The sequence below is a fragment of the Tenacibaculum agarivorans genome (assembly GCF_001936575.1).
GTDB classification, from domain to species: Bacteria; Bacteroidota; Bacteroidia; order Flavobacteriales; family Flavobacteriaceae; genus Polaribacter; species Polaribacter agarivorans.
This window is the reverse complement of record NZ_MSMP01000059.1, coordinates 1-13,866: the sequence shown is the minus strand read 5'-3', so window position 1 is coordinate 13,866 and position 13,866 is coordinate 1. Positions and strand designations below refer to the sequence as shown.

17 protein-coding genes are annotated in these 13,866 nt (G+C 30.0%); 15 read left to right on the top strand and 2 right to left on the bottom strand.

What is annotated here, in order from left to right; all coding sequences use genetic code 11:
* The coding region (locus tag BVC87_RS22450) for a CobW family GTP-binding protein (protein WP_200799226.1) at nt 1-652 on the top strand (652 nt) is incomplete at its 5' end.
* 140 nt (nt 653-792) lie between these two features.
* Here the strand turns inward: BVC87_RS22450 and BVC87_RS22445 are convergent.
* Complete coding sequence (locus BVC87_RS22445) at nt 793-1,275, bottom strand: hypothetical protein (RefSeq protein WP_075344642.1); 483 nt, start codon at nt 1,273-1,275, stop codon at nt 793-795.
* Between the two features lie 284 nt (nt 1,276-1,559).
* Between BVC87_RS22445 and BVC87_RS22440 the strand changes: the two genes are divergently transcribed.
* The 5 genes from BVC87_RS22440 to BVC87_RS22420 all read left to right on the top strand — a co-directional run bounded on the left by BVC87_RS22440 (nt 1,560) and on the right by BVC87_RS22420 (nt 5,654).
* A complete protein-coding gene (locus tag BVC87_RS22440; RefSeq protein WP_075344641.1) occupies nt 1,560-1,925 on the top strand; it encodes a hypothetical protein in 366 nt (121 codons plus the stop codon).
* 65 nt (nt 1,926-1,990) lie between these two features.
* Nucleotides 1,991-2,722 (top strand): YwqG family protein, encoded by a 732-nt coding sequence (locus tag BVC87_RS22435; RefSeq protein ID WP_083629706.1) that lies wholly within the window; start codon nt 1,991-1,993, stop codon nt 2,720-2,722.
* A gap of 62 nt (nt 2,723-2,784) precedes the next feature.
* Nucleotides 2,785-3,669: a DUF2911 domain-containing protein gene (locus BVC87_RS22430; protein WP_075344640.1), complete on the top strand. Its 885-nt coding sequence runs from the start codon at nt 2,785-2,787 to the stop codon at nt 3,667-3,669.
* Nucleotides 3,670-3,900: 231 nt separating this feature from the next.
* Nucleotides 3,901-5,127, top strand: a complete 1,227-nt coding sequence (locus tag BVC87_RS22425) for a leucine-rich repeat domain-containing protein (RefSeq protein ID WP_075344639.1) — start codon at nt 3,901-3,903, stop codon at nt 5,125-5,127.
* A 14-nt stretch (nt 5,128-5,141) separates the two neighbouring features.
* Nucleotides 5,142-5,654, top strand: coding sequence for a nuclear transport factor 2 family protein (locus BVC87_RS22420; protein ID WP_075344638.1), 513 nt, complete (start codon nt 5,142-5,144; stop codon nt 5,652-5,654).
* A gap of 84 nt (nt 5,655-5,738) precedes the next feature.
* On the opposite strand, the gene BVC87_RS22415 is transcribed toward BVC87_RS22420, so the two are convergent.
* A complete protein-coding gene (locus tag BVC87_RS22415) occupies nt 5,739-6,977 on the bottom strand; it encodes a phosphatidylserine decarboxylase (RefSeq protein ID WP_075344637.1) in 1,239 nt (412 codons plus the stop codon).
* A 475-nt stretch (nt 6,978-7,452) separates the two neighbouring features.
* Between BVC87_RS22415 and BVC87_RS22410 the strand changes: the two genes are divergently transcribed.
* The 9 genes from BVC87_RS22410 to BVC87_RS22370 all read left to right on the top strand — a co-directional run bounded on the left by BVC87_RS22410 (nt 7,453) and on the right by BVC87_RS22370 (nt 13,641).
* Complete coding sequence (locus tag BVC87_RS22410; protein ID WP_075344644.1) at nt 7,453-7,653, top strand: helix-turn-helix domain-containing protein; 201 nt, start codon at nt 7,453-7,455, stop codon at nt 7,651-7,653.
* Nucleotides 7,646-8,125 (top strand): VRR-NUC domain-containing protein, encoded by a 480-nt coding sequence (locus tag BVC87_RS22405; protein ID WP_234974715.1) that lies wholly within the window; start codon nt 7,646-7,648, stop codon nt 8,123-8,125. The genes BVC87_RS22410 and BVC87_RS22405 overlap by 8 nt, the downstream gene beginning before the upstream one ends.
* Before the next feature lie 193 nt (nt 8,126-8,318).
* On the top strand, nt 8,319-8,708 hold the full coding sequence (locus BVC87_RS22400; protein WP_075344636.1) for a hypothetical protein: 390 nt from the start codon (nt 8,319-8,321) through the stop codon (nt 8,706-8,708).
* A gap of 3 nt (nt 8,709-8,711) precedes the next feature.
* Nucleotides 8,712-9,173 (top strand): hypothetical protein, encoded by a 462-nt coding sequence (locus tag BVC87_RS22395; RefSeq protein ID WP_075344635.1) that lies wholly within the window; start codon nt 8,712-8,714, stop codon nt 9,171-9,173.
* Between the two features lie 144 nt (nt 9,174-9,317).
* A complete protein-coding gene (locus BVC87_RS22390; protein ID WP_075344634.1) occupies nt 9,318-10,373 on the top strand; it encodes an ATP-grasp domain-containing protein in 1,056 nt (351 codons plus the stop codon).
* A 147-nt stretch (nt 10,374-10,520) separates the two neighbouring features.
* On the top strand, nt 10,521-11,414 hold the full coding sequence (locus BVC87_RS22385) for a hypothetical protein (protein WP_083629704.1): 894 nt from the start codon (nt 10,521-10,523) through the stop codon (nt 11,412-11,414).
* Between the two features lie 217 nt (nt 11,415-11,631).
* A complete protein-coding gene (locus BVC87_RS22380; RefSeq protein WP_075344633.1) occupies nt 11,632-12,501 on the top strand; it encodes a helix-turn-helix domain-containing protein in 870 nt (289 codons plus the stop codon).
* A gap of 95 nt (nt 12,502-12,596) precedes the next feature.
* Nucleotides 12,597-13,247, top strand: coding sequence for a peroxiredoxin-like family protein (locus BVC87_RS22375; RefSeq protein WP_075344632.1), 651 nt, complete (start codon nt 12,597-12,599; stop codon nt 13,245-13,247).
* A 4-nt stretch (nt 13,248-13,251) separates the two neighbouring features.
* Nucleotides 13,252-13,641: a DoxX family protein gene (locus BVC87_RS22370; protein WP_075344631.1), complete on the top strand. Its 390-nt coding sequence runs from the start codon at nt 13,252-13,254 to the stop codon at nt 13,639-13,641.
* The last annotated feature ends 225 nt before the right edge of the window (nt 13,642-13,866 follow it).

Sequence of the window (13,866 nt, the reverse complement as noted above, 5' to 3'; positions counted from 1 at the left end):
AATAACTGATGATCATTTAAAAAGATTAAAAGGTGCTATTTATAATTTAAACCCTTCTGCTCGTATCATTGAATCTGTATACAGTAAAGTAGCTCCTGAAACCATTCTTAATACAGGGCTTTTTGATTTTGAAGAAGCACAACAAAGCGCTGGTTGGATTGATGAATTGAAAAAAGAAGAACATACGCCAGAAACGGAAGAATACGGAATATCTTCTTTTGTATTCAAATCTAAAAAACCTTTTGATCCTAGTCGTTTTTTGAATTATGCAAGAGAATTTCCAGATACTATTATTAGAAGTAAAGGTGTATTTTGGTTAGCCTCTAGATCAGATCAAGCTTTGGTTTGGGGACAAGCAGGCGGTTCTTTAAAAGCCCACAGTGCTGGTGTTTGGTGGAGTAGTATGCCTATTAAAAAACGAATTCAATATCCTTCATATATCAACAATCAAGATATTATAGAAGAAAATTGGGATAAAAAATTTGGAGATAGAAAAATTGAAATTGTATTCATTGGACAAGAGATGGATAAAGAACAAATTATAGCTGATCTTAACAATTGCTTATCTACTGATGATGAATTATCAACACTAGAATGGAGATTTGGTTATGAAGATCAATGGCCTATCCAAAGAACTGTTCCTTTAGAATAAGAAATTGATCGGTATAGAATATAAAAAGCGATTTAGGTAACACTTAAATCGCTTTTTATGTCTTTATTTATTCTGTTATTTTTAATTTATTAGATATAATTACAGTAACAAAGACACCCTTAATTTAAACAAAGTTTAGGTTAATTAGTATTGTCCTTAACCACTATATATTTTAATACAAAATCATCTTCATCTGACCTTACACTAAAATGAATAGCTATAGGTTGAGGGTCACTTTGATTAAAAATAATAGTTGTTTTTGATTTAAAACCTTGCTTAAACGGGCTACCACTTAATGCCTTTGAAGGTATCTCTTCAAGTTCTATAGGATAATAATGTGGATCGTGTTGAGAAGGTCCATTATAATGCATATCAAAAACTTCTACATCTTCCGCTTCATGGGGTAGAAATAAATAATAGACTCCTGAATTTACAATAGGAAAATGCGTAAAATTATCTCCATGATCTACTTTAGCAACTTCAATAGGAACATTTCTTGGCCCATGATGAGGAGGTGCAAACACATCTGATAACTCAGAAACTGGACTAATTCTTTCTTCAGCATTCGGTACTTGAAATTGATCAGAAGCCAATTTCACAATTTGATTTAAATTTGGTGGCATAATTTTGTTTTTTTTGATTACAACATAAATCTAAAGAATAGACAGCTTTAATAGTAAAACAATGTCATGAGTACTTGAATCTTGTATATGAGTGTATAAATCATTGACCTTAAAAAATACACAATTAAACACCTGCTTAACAGCTACTTATTTTTTTAATTTAAAATTTATCTTTTTATAAAGATGAGAAAGCTAATACTTCATAAGTTTTCATCATTGAAAACAATTCAACCATAACTCCCATAGTTTAGCTATCTTTATAAACTCACAATAAAGACTACTATATGTTCAAATGGCTTAAAAAGAAAAGCAATTCAACATCAGAAAACGAAAAAGGAGCTGATTTTAGTCAAATAAATAGTAACGATAAAGCTATTCAATTATTTAAAAAAGGGGAATTGACCGAAATTCATTTAATGCCTTTAGAATTTGGCGGACAAGATCTTCCTATGAATATTTTGTATGCCCCAAAATTTGCCAAAGCGGCTAAACATGAATTTGACAAAATGATTGAGAAATTCTTAATTGATGGTAAAAAATTGAGCTACTCAGCAGAACCTGAATACAAAGGAAAAAGTTTTATTCCTTCTAAATTGCACATTAGTGTCACAGGAGATTTAGAATTTTCTGAAACCATAAACATCTGGTAAACTAAACTTAATTACTAAGATGTAAAATACTATGAATATCATCTTTAACTAAAATCTTAATTCACGTGAATAGTAAAACATTAGAAAAAGCGATTGAAGAGTCTTCTTTTTCCATGCATAAGAATTACATTACATCTTTAATTCAACCTTCAGTAGACATAGTTAAAGTTACTTCTAAAATTAATATAGCATCAAGTAAATTAGGAGGTATTCCTGATGTTCCTTCGAATTTTAAATGGCCAACACATCCATATGGTGATTATCGATTTGTAGCCCAATTCAATCTTAAAGAAATTTCCCAACCTTTTCCTCACCTTCCTCAGCAAGGTCTTTTAAGTATATTTATTGCTGATGATGAAGATGGCAATTTTTTTTGGGGTGATGATGGATATGCAAAAGTTTATTTCTTTGAGTCTGAAAACGAATTACAACCTCTGACTAATCCGAACTTTTCTGATCAACCTTGTATTCCTGTGAAATTAGAAGCTTCTATTGATATTCCTTTTAGGGAGGAATTATTAGAAAACAATCCTTTAAATAATGAACAAATAGAAGAGCTGGTATATGAGGTTATAGAAAAAACAGATAAAAAATATAATCATCTACTCGGCTATCCATTCTACTCTTCTTTAGCCTATGATCCTAGACCCGATAATAATTGGACGTCTTTATTAACACTTTCTTCTATTGATGAACTGGATTGGTGTTGGCACGATGGAGATTTTCTCATGTTATTTATTGAAAAAGACAAACTGATACAACAAGATTTTTCCAATATAAAGTCCGACGCAGGATAAAAAAAGTAACAATAGTAATCACCAAACATAAACTACTTCTACAACTAAAAACTTATCTAAACATGAAAACAATATATACAATACTACTAGCACTGGGCTTTTATTTTTCTGTACAATCTCAAGTTGATCCTGTAAAAAATGATGTAGGAAGATTCAATAGACCTACGACCAGTCAAAGAGCTGAAGTTTCTCAAAAAATTGGACTTAATTTCATTAAAATCAATTATGGGAGACCTAATGTAAAAAAAAGAAAAATATTTGGTGGACTTTTACAGTATGGAAAAATATGGAGGCTTGGAGCTGATTATCAAACAGTAATTGATTTTCAAAATGAATATGTAATCAAAGGTGACACTATTCCCAAAGGAGAATATGCACTTTATGCTGTTCCTAATAAAGAAAATTGGACTGTATATTTTAATAAAGACACTAAGGGTTGGGGACAATACACATACAAACCAGAAAATAATGTCTACGAGTTCAACTTCCCTGTTGAAAAAGCACCAGAGTTTACAGAAACATTTACCATTGGTTTTTCAAATACATCATTAAATAATAGTGAACTATTTGTACAATGGGAAAACACAAGAGTTAAAATTCCAATTACAATAAGTACCAAGCATAGAAAAGAAATTGAAAAAAATTATGCTGCTGCATTAGGTTTAAATGAAAGAGCTTTAGGCTATAAATATTATTTAGCAAGCGAATATCTATTTTTAGAAGATAAAAATTACGAAAAAGCACTTACCTATATTCAAAAGGCAATTGATAGCGGAGTTTCAGCTTTTTATACTCATTTTCTTAAAGGTGAAATATTATTAGCTATGGGTGATAAAAAAGCAGCCGTAGCTTCAGCTATTAAAGCTAAAGAAAATCTTTGGAAAGGGTTTTCAAACCCAGAATGGGAAAATAAAATTGAAAAAGCCATAAATAATTGGGGGAAGTAATATTTATTTCAAAAATTAGAAACTAATAATCAACCATTTAAGATCTAACGGAATTATATTTTGATAATTATATTCAGAAAAATTTATTGCTTTACATCCTGAATTACTTAATTATATATTTGTGAAATCAAAAAAACATATTTATTAGCATATTAGTCTAACATGTTACTCACAAGCAAAATGATAAAGTTCATTATAAAATTATAAATACATATATCCAAAAATTAATAAATGAGAATCTTTTTAATACTTACACTAATATTTTTAATCCCTCAAAAAAATTATTCTCAAATAGAAGAAGTTAATTTTTATGAGGAAACTTCCCAAAAAAAGAATAAAAACGACCAATCAAATAAAGAGGCATTATCGCTAAAATCTCATCCTAAGATTAATTCTAATTCTAAAAAGATATCTATCAATTCTTCAGGCATAAGACTTATCCCTGAAGAAATTTACACTTTAGATAGTTTAAAGCACTTATTACTAGACAATAATAAAATAGAAAAATTATCTTCATCTATTTATAAGTTAAAAAACCTAGAAGGAATTAGTTTATCTAACAATAAATTAACAAAACTACCTTTAGAATTCAATCTATTAAAAAAATTAAAATGGTTTAACTTCAATCATAATAAATTAAGCTCTTTACCTGACTCTATTCATAAATTAAAAAATCTAGAAACTATAGTTGTAAGAAACAATAATATTCATGCCTTACCAGAAAGTCTAGGTAGATTAAAAAACTTAATAGTTTTAGATTTAGAAAAAAATAACATAGAAAAATTGCCTAATAATATTGGACAATCCACACAAATCTCTAAAATACTTCTTTACAAAAATCGTTTAAATGGACTTCCTAATTCATTTTCCAACCTTAAAAAATTAAATAAGCTAGGAATTTCAGATAATGATTTTGAAAAATTTCCCACTCAATTAATTTCTAACACTAATCTTAATAGTCTACATATAGATAATAACAGAATTAAAAAATTACCTAATTCTATAAATAAATTAATAAACCTTGAAGAACTAAGTTTAAAAAATAATCAGTTAGAAGCAATACCTGAATCAATAAAAAGTCTAATTAAACTTTATCATTTTAACGTTGGAAACAACAAATTGAAAACTATCCCCAACTCATTGGGTAATCTTTCTAATTTGAAATACCTAAACCTATCTGGAAATCAGTTGACCAAAATTCCAGAAAGTATTAAACATTTAACTGAACTTAAACAACTTCTATTATCTTCAAATAAAATCACTGTTTTACCTAAATTCATTTTCAATCTACATCGTTTGTATAAACTAAGTCTTAAAAATTTACCCATTACCGAGATACCAAATGAAATTAAAAATTTAAAGTCGTTAAGGGTTTTAGATATAAGAGGCACTAATATCTCTAGAAACAGAATAAACGAGTTAAAAAAACTACTTCCTAAAGTAGATTTATATTATTAATTTAAAGAATAAAAATGATTCTATCCAATGAAATAGTTGGCAATTTTAAAAACTATACTATAAGAAAAATAACTTTCATATTATTAAGTATTATATTCTTTTCATGCAATGAGAAAAGATCCACGGAAAGTAAAATAGACCTACCTATAGATATTGGACAAGAAAAAGCTAAGCTCCGTTTTTTGAAAGAAGTTGAATGGCCTAAAGCGTATAAAGAACAAGATACAATTTTGTTAGACCGAATTTTAGGTGAAGACTTTCAAATGATAACCAATAATGGGGAATGGTCCAATAAAGCAAAACAATTGGAAAGAATTAAGAAATTTGCTATGAATCATGATTCTTTTCGCTATGAAATTAAAAGATTAGAAATACTTCAAAATAACACAGCGATAATAGCTGGAACTGGGCATATTATTAATGATAATAAAAAAAGTATATATCAGTCTAGTAATGTTTTAATGAAACGAAATGGTGTATGGAAAGCAGTCCTTTCTCATGTTTCTGGTTATACAGAATTAGAATAAAATTATACTCTTAATAATTTTAAACAAAAACTGACTCAATCCTCAAAAACAGAGGAAAGAGTCAGTTGTTGTATAAGCATAGACTTAGATGAGTTTACCTAAACATTGTCTTACTTTCATTAATGTTGGTTCATTAGCTCCTTTTACTTCATGACCATCAACTTTAAAATCAATATCAACATCTTTGTTAAATGCCAATACAATTGATGAACCACCGTAGCCAAAATGTCCCATATACTGACCTTGTTCAACCGTAGGTTTTTGATCTCCTTTCTCTTCTATTGCATTAATAATACTTCCCACTCCCCAAAAACCAATAGCAACCATAGCTACCAATCCAAATTTTTCTGTATTAATGATCCACACATAACGCTGATGCTTTCCTAATTTCTCATACCACCCTACTTGATCGCTATCCTTAGGTAAATTTGGAGCATAAAAATCTTTCGGATCATAATCTCCAAAATCGTAATTATAAGATCCATGATACATTCCTTGGTGTACAATAGTTCCACTTACCGGAGCATGAAAATGATGATAATCCGTAAACCACAACAGTATATCAAGTAAATCTCCACCAATAAAATGACTACCATAACCTGGTAAAGCATCTTTTAAATCAAAATGATCCGATTTTCCTGGAAGCTTATAGGCTGTATTTTTTAATTCTTCAATACTTTTTCCTTGATCTGCATGATTTAAGTAAAATATACCTCCATCACAAGGCGCTACGATAACCTCTTCCGGGTTACCTTTACTACATAATGGTCGTTGCCCAGGTTTTAAATTACGTAAGAAAAATTGATTAAACGATTTAAAACCTCCTTCTGGAACCTCATAATCATTAATATTAAAAGGATGTGCTGTTGTTCCTTTGTATTGCATCCATTCGTCTAAAGTTCCTGTTGAAGAAGTACTGTTAATCCAATCTCCATGGAAATTAAGGAATGCTGTAAACCAAGGTTTAAAACTTTCATCGTTGGCTAAAAGTAACCCTGATGTTGTATTCACTAAATAATCCCAGTATTCGATATATTTACCTGGACTTGCTGGTGTTGGCGTATACGTTAACCAAGCTGTAAAAAAATCTTCTAATGATGATTCTCCTATTAAATAAGGATACCAAAACTTCACAATCGATTTACTACGATTGGGAATAAATGCCTCAACACTTAATTCTGCTAAAGCCGCAATGTAATTTTGTTTATTGGCTGGCTTAGCAAGTATAGTTGCTAAATTTTCGATGTGTGTTGTCGCTGCTGCTTCTTTTGTACTCCACTCAATTGGTGCTGGTAAAATAATAGGTGTAATAGTAGTGCTCATGTTGTACCTTTTTATACGTTATTCTTTTATTTTAGTTATAAATTTCTATTACTGTAGCAAAACCTTCAATTGTAATAGCATAATAACAACTCAAAGATGTTTAAATAATGAAGTGAATTGTAAAAAAATGGAATAAGAGCCTGATTATTGTTTATGGATATCAAAATATCTGGAACAAAAAGAAAAATGCTTTCTTACTATTCATAGTTTAGGTTTATAAAATATATTGTTACCTTAGTTAACAATATATTTGGAATAAACACAATTGTGTTTATTCCTACGTTGTGCACAAGCTAGCTCTGAAAAGCCAACTACACATTAGTCAAGCACATTTCATTTTGCTCGTACCTCACAAAATAAAAAGACCTTACCTTTTCCCAACGTTTATTATTATTGAATGATAATTTTTATACTCATTAAGTGAGTGTTTGAAAATTGTTGACTACATTAGTTGACTGAATTAAAAAAATTCAAAATGAACCGAATAAAAGAGGTTTTAGAACAAAAAGGAATAAAGCAAATTTGGTTAGCTGAACAATTGGGAAAAAGTTACAATATGGTACACTCTTATGTTCAAAACAAAAGGCAACCGAGTTTAGAAGACTTATACAAGATTGCGGAAATCTTAAACGTAGAAGTCAAAGACTTACTAATTGAAAGAAAACATAATGGCTAAGAAAGTACAATCAATAGAACCGAACATTGCAGATTTGGCAAACGGATGGCTAAACAAGTATAAACTGCCCTACAAATTAGAGCAGGAATCAGTTAACGCAGAAATTGATAAAGCGCTCTCTGACTATTTCACTAAAAATGGTGGTACAGGTGCAAATCGACCAGATGCCAAAATATTACTTCAAGACAAAAATTTAGACTTCTATCCTATTCTTATTGAGTATAAAGGTTACAAGGACAAACTTGTAAAACTTGACAAAAACGGACAAGTTGAAAATCGAACTTCTAAAAACACACCTAACTTTAAAAACATCAACTCTTTTGCCGTAAACGGTGCTGTTCATTACGCAAATGCTTTACTTCATCACACAAGTTACACCGATATTATTGCAATCGGAATGACAGGTTATAAAGATGAAACAGGGAAAATCCATCACGAAATCGGCGTTTATTATGTTTCAAAAAGGAATTAAACAAACTGACTGAAAATACCAACGCTTAAAGCCATACACATTTGCAATTCGCACCAGCCAATACTTAAGTCAAAAATTGCAAAAGAGTATGTCTTTGCCAATGCTGAATTAAAATCTGAATTGAAAAAAGTTAGTGCGTGAAAATCCACTACGTTTCATACACAAACCGTTAGCACACATTTTAAGAAAAACTATGAGAACATTAATAATCCTGACTTTAATTTTCGGAATTAACTCTTGCACTTCGCAATCTGGATCTGAAAAAAAATTAATCGGAAAATGGATTTTGATTACGGAAACGGACTCTTTTGATGACGAAATTGAGCCACTTACGGAAAATGACTCTGAATCAGAATCTGATTCAAAAACGGAATTGAAAACCACTCTAACTTTTAACAAGGATAAAACCATTTTTATTAACCAAATGGGAAATGAATATGATGCGACTTATAAGCTGATTGACTCAATTCTGACTATTGGCAGTCGAGAATACATAACTATTAAAATTGACAAAGAAAAATTGATTTACAAAGTCAAAGACCATCTATTTGATAAGCATTATGAATTTAAAAAAATGGAATAAAAAGTGGATTATCTAACAAACATAAAATTATCTGAATTTCAATCTGAAGTAAAAACTTCAATTAGTCTGATTGGAAATTTAAAAGAAAGTCTCGAAGATGAAAAGTTATCGAGTTTTCTCTCTCAAAACGGAATTAAGAAAAGTAACGCAATCGAAATTGTGATTTTTCTACCAATCGCATTCGTTCGTAAAATGTTGCCTAACGTAAATTGGCCTGAAAATTATATTGAACAATTATCAGACAAAAAACAAAGAACCAAAAGTTTTGCCGAAAATGGTTTTTATAAAATAATCAAAAAAGAAACTGACAACTATTATGCAGGAAAAGCAGAAAGTGAGGTAATACTTAAAATTGCTGGACGAAGTGCAGAATTTAAAGTAATAAACGACCTTTTATTTAAAAATGAAAAAGCAGATATATCCAAAATAAAATTAACAGAGAATATCATAATACGAAATGAATAAAAAACAAGTACTAAAATTGTTAATAATTGTATACTTACGAAAATCCTCACGAATTTTCTATTCGATTTGTATTTGCTAAATTAGTTGCTTAAACACGCAACAAACCATTTACAAACACGTTGCCTGCAAACTTAACAAAACGTAATGAATAAAATAGCAATATTGTACCAAGCTCAACTTCCACCCGTAAAAAATGGAATTCAAAAACCTATGAAATCTGGAGGCTATTCTGATAGCGGAGCTGATATTGCTTTTGAGTTATTAAAAAACAATGTTGATGTAATTACGCCTATTGAAAATCCAAATCAAAATAATGACAAGGATTGGGTTTTTCCTGACACGAAAAAGGGAATTGAGACAGCACTGCAAAAAGGAGCAAAAATCTTTTGGCTAAATACAGTTCTATATCAATATCATACTATAGAAAGTTATTTTGACAAAGAATTGGAAATAGTTGGGCAAACACCTGAATTGGTTGATATTTACGATGATAAAACACTCACTAATAGCTTGTTAAAATCTAATAATATTCCTATTCCTAAAAACGAACTTATCACTATTGAGAACTACAATGATTTATTATTAGAATTAGAGTTTCCGTTGGTTCTTAAACCCATTAGAGGAAGAGGAAGTCAAGGTGTTACCAAAATTAATAATCGCAACGAACTTATAGAAAATCTGACAAAAATGTTTTCGGAAAGTAGTTACGGAAACGCAGCTTACGTTGAACAATATTTAAACGGACAGGAAATTACAATTACAGTAATGCCTCAAGGAAATTATACGATTAATAATAACGAGAAATATTTTAATAGACCTTGGTGCTTACCTGCGGTTAAACGCTTTAATCATAATAACGGAATCGCACCTTACAACGGAATAGTAGCTGTAATGGAAAACAGTGAGGTTTTGAGTGATAATGAGTTACACACAACAGAAATTCAAGAAGTGTATGAACATTGTGTCAAATCAGCAGAATTAATTGGAATAAAAGCACCAATTAGAATAGATTGTAGGGCAAACGAACAAGGTAAATATTTCCTATTTGACTTAAATATGAAACCCAATATGACTGGACCATCAAGAACTCATAGAGTTAACCAAGATAGTCTGACTTTACTTTCTGCCAGAAAAATCGGATGGGATTACTTTGATTTATTAAATAATATGTTAAATCAAAAATGGAAAGCCAGCAAGTAACAATGCACAAAATAATAGCGGTTTAATCGCTAAAGTGAAATTAAATAAATATAAAACAAGGTCTGTGTTTAACCAAAAAGCTGGCACATGAAAACACACAACAACCTCTACAAAAGATAGTTAACCGTAATTAAAACAAACTCGACATTGAAAAACAAAACAATTAAAATTTCAGTATTAATATTTTTAACATTCTTAAATGCTTGTAAAACTGAGAACTCGAAAATCGATAAGAATAAATTTTCTACAGAAGAAAATCTATACTTTGGATATAAACCTCCTGGACTAATTCCTGAACTTTTTATTCCTAAAAAGAATACCTCTAGCCATTGGAATATAGGGAATACAGACTCTTTAGACACAAAAGAGTTTTACTTTACATACTCTGGCAACGACCCTTTTGAACCAGCAGTTATAGTTTACCGACAAGAAGAAAATTATTATTTTACAAATAGGTACGTTTTTCAACCTAGAAATAGTGAAAACAATATATTATATTCTAGGCATAACTATATTGAACGTACGGATTCAGGTTGGTCAAAAATAAAAAGTTTAGGACCAATGTTTGACAGAGAAGATTGGGGAATTATGGTTTTGTCAGTATCCAATAAAGGAACAATTGTTTTCGATGATTATAAAAGTAATGACGTTATCAGAATGTCTCGGATTGTAAATGGGAAACGGGAAGAACCGAAATTACTCGGAAAACAGATTAATTCTGGCAGATTGACAGCCCATCCTTATATAGCCCCAGATGAATCTTTTTTAATATGGGGAAGTGAACGAGAAGGTGGATTTGGTAAATCTGATAATTATATCAGTTTTAGACAACAAGATGGTTCTTGGGGCTCAGCTATTAATATGGGAGATAAGATAAATTCCGAGTTAGTAGAAAATGGAGCTAGTTTGACACCAGATGGAAAATATTTACTTTTTAGAAGGTCTGGAGAAAAAATAAAAGAGGACGGAAGTAAATATTGGGAAACAAAAAAATATTGGGTTGATGCCAAAATTATTGAGGATTTAAGGTCTAAACAGTAAAATAAAACTACCTCAAACATAATATATAAAATATAGTTAATAATTATTAAAGCCAAAGAATAGTACTTATTTACAAAGACTGTCAAATTTTTAATTTGGTTTTAAAACTGAAACATTAATTGAATCAGCGCTAAACCCAAAACGTGGTATCTTTTTTTAAATGTTACGTTTTTTAGACTTGCAGTTGCAGCCAATTATACCTAGTTCTGAATAATCAATGATAAACAAAATAGAAAATATCATTTTTTCGAGATTTGTAACACAACCCATTCCGTTTGAGTTTATTTCATTTAAGGAACTTTATGAACGATGTGAAAAGAGTGCTTACGATTTATCACAACCACATCGAATTAAGTTTCATGCTTTACTTATTATTACTCGAGGGCAAGGCCTACACACTGTAGATTTTAAGCAACAAGAGCTATTTCCTGGCACTATAATCCCCTTAACCAAAGAACAGGTACATCATTTTCAAAAACCTTTAAAAGTATCAGGTTTTATTATATCATTTGAAGAAGAACTTATCACCAAAAATGCAAATGAACAACAGCTATTTCACTTTTTACAACTATTCCATAATCCTATAATTTTTGTTGGACAAGAAAACTTGATGGAATTTACACCATTTTTCAATTTATTACAGAGTATTCATCTAAATACCAATGTAAATCTTAAAGCGGCACTTATTCAAAATATTGTTATGGGATTATTACTTCAAATAAAACGTTATTCGATACACAAACACGAGATTTTTGAAAGTAAGCGTTTTAAAGATTTTATTGCCTTTAAGCAATTGATAACAACACAATATCAATTCAGTCATAATGCTAAAGATTATGCAAAACAACTTTCAGTATCTTACAAATATCTAAACGATATCTGCAAAGAAATAAGTAAACAAACAGCAAAATCGTTTATAGACCAATGGCTTTTATTGGAAATTAAACGAAACATTACTGAGAAAAAGTACACCTCACAAGAAATAGCTTTTAAAATGGGATTTAGCGAACCCTCTAACTTTATTCGATTCTTTAAAAAATATATGGGAATCACCCCAAACCAGTTTTTAAAAAGAAAACTAAAATAATTGACTGGTTACATATTGACTATTTTAATTTTTAGATAGATTATCTTTTACAAAGGTATCGTATCTAATTTTGTCCGTAACAAAAACAGCAAATTATGTTATTGACAAAGCAATTAAATGAACTTAGAGATGCGACTATGAATCGTATGCCTAAATCCATAATCCAAAATTTTAATGACGGTATCGAAGAGATAAAAAAAATAGGCCTGAAAGAAAAAGCGCTACAAATTGGTGACACTATTCCACACTTTTCACTTACAGATTATAATAATAAAAGTATACAATTGACAGATCTCAATCGTTCAAACTATTTGGTATTGAATTTCTACAGAGGTGGTTGGTGCCCTTATTGCAACTTGGAATTACGTGAATACGAACGTCTAAAAGAGGATTTTGCAAAAGCAGGTGCAAATATCATCGCAATAAGTGCTGAAACTCCTGAATTAGCGAAACAGACCGCTCAAAAAAACACTATCTCTTTTCCAGTTCTTACCGATAAAGATGCTAGGTTTATGAAAGATTTGGGCATTGTATTTCAATTGAACGAAAAGACAAAAAAGGATTATGAAGGTTTTGGAATGAATTTTACCCGAATACACGGTAACCAAAATTACGAATTGCCCGTTCCTGCAGTTTATGTCATTGATGTAAATAACAAGATTGTATTTATACATTTTGAAGCTGATTATATGACTAGAATAGAACCAAGCGAGGTATTAAAAATAATAGAAACCCTTAAAAATTAGAAAAATGAAAAAGAATAAAATAATTTATTGGATAGCAACAGGCATTGTATGTTTTGTATTCTTTGCTGGCGGACTAATGTATTTTTTTAATTACGATTACGCCCATAGCTTTTTTGTAAGCTTAGGATTTCCTACTTGGATTATCTATCCTTTAGGAATCTTAAAAATACTTGGACCAATAGCAGTACTAAGCAGAAAATCATTATTCTTAAAAGAATTGGCACTTGCAGGTTTTATATTTGATGCTATTCTTGCCGTTACTGCACACCTTATGGTAAACGATGGTTATATCTATCACGGTATTGCTGCGATAATATTTACCATTATTTCGTGGATTTATGACCGAAAATTATTCGGTAAAATGACACAAATCAAACCTATAATAAATAATTAAAAGTAATTTTTTTATAATGATACTGCTGGTATTGTAAATCAAAGTTTGCCAACACAATAAAAAAATCAAGAGAAACGAAGAAAATCTATTAAGAACGATTAGTATACTGGTAAACCCTATGAAAACTTTAGATTGATTACTCTAGATTCCGTTTATTATAAAAATATGATTATAGTTAAAGAAATTTGGACAGACTAATTCATTAAAAACATAAGTGTTAACAAT

Coding starts and splice junctions, on each gene's coding strand:
- BVC87_RS22380 (WP_075344633.1), top strand. CDS start 11,632: ATGATAAACAAAATAGAAAATATCATTTTTTCGAGATTTGTAACACAA.
- BVC87_RS22375 (WP_075344632.1), top strand. CDS start 12,597: ATGTTATTGACAAAGCAATTAAATGAACTTAGAGATGCGACTATGAAT.
- BVC87_RS22420 (WP_075344638.1), top strand. CDS start 5,142: ATGATTCTATCCAATGAAATAGTTGGCAATTTTAAAAACTATACTATA.
- BVC87_RS22370 (WP_075344631.1), top strand. CDS start 13,252: ATGAAAAAGAATAAAATAATTTATTGGATAGCAACAGGCATTGTATGT.
- BVC87_RS22400 (WP_075344636.1), top strand. CDS start 8,319: ATGAGAACATTAATAATCCTGACTTTAATTTTCGGAATTAACTCTTGC.
- BVC87_RS22390 (WP_075344634.1), top strand. CDS start 9,318: ATGAATAAAATAGCAATATTGTACCAAGCTCAACTTCCACCCGTAAAA.
- BVC87_RS22415 (WP_075344637.1), bottom strand. CDS start 6,977: ATGAGCACTACTATTACACCTATTATTTTACCAGCACCAATTGAGTGG.
- BVC87_RS22430 (WP_075344640.1), top strand. CDS start 2,785: ATGAAAACAATATATACAATACTACTAGCACTGGGCTTTTATTTTTCT.
- BVC87_RS22405 (WP_234974715.1), top strand. CDS start 7,646: ATGGCTAAGAAAGTACAATCAATAGAACCGAACATTGCAGATTTGGCA.
- BVC87_RS22410 (WP_075344644.1), top strand. CDS start 7,453: ATGAACCGAATAAAAGAGGTTTTAGAACAAAAAGGAATAAAGCAAATT.
- BVC87_RS22425 (WP_075344639.1), top strand. CDS start 3,901: ATGAGAATCTTTTTAATACTTACACTAATATTTTTAATCCCTCAAAAA.
- BVC87_RS22440 (WP_075344641.1), top strand. CDS start 1,560: ATGTTCAAATGGCTTAAAAAGAAAAGCAATTCAACATCAGAAAACGAA.
- BVC87_RS22445 (WP_075344642.1), bottom strand. CDS start 1,275: ATGCCACCAAATTTAAATCAAATTGTGAAATTGGCTTCTGATCAATTT.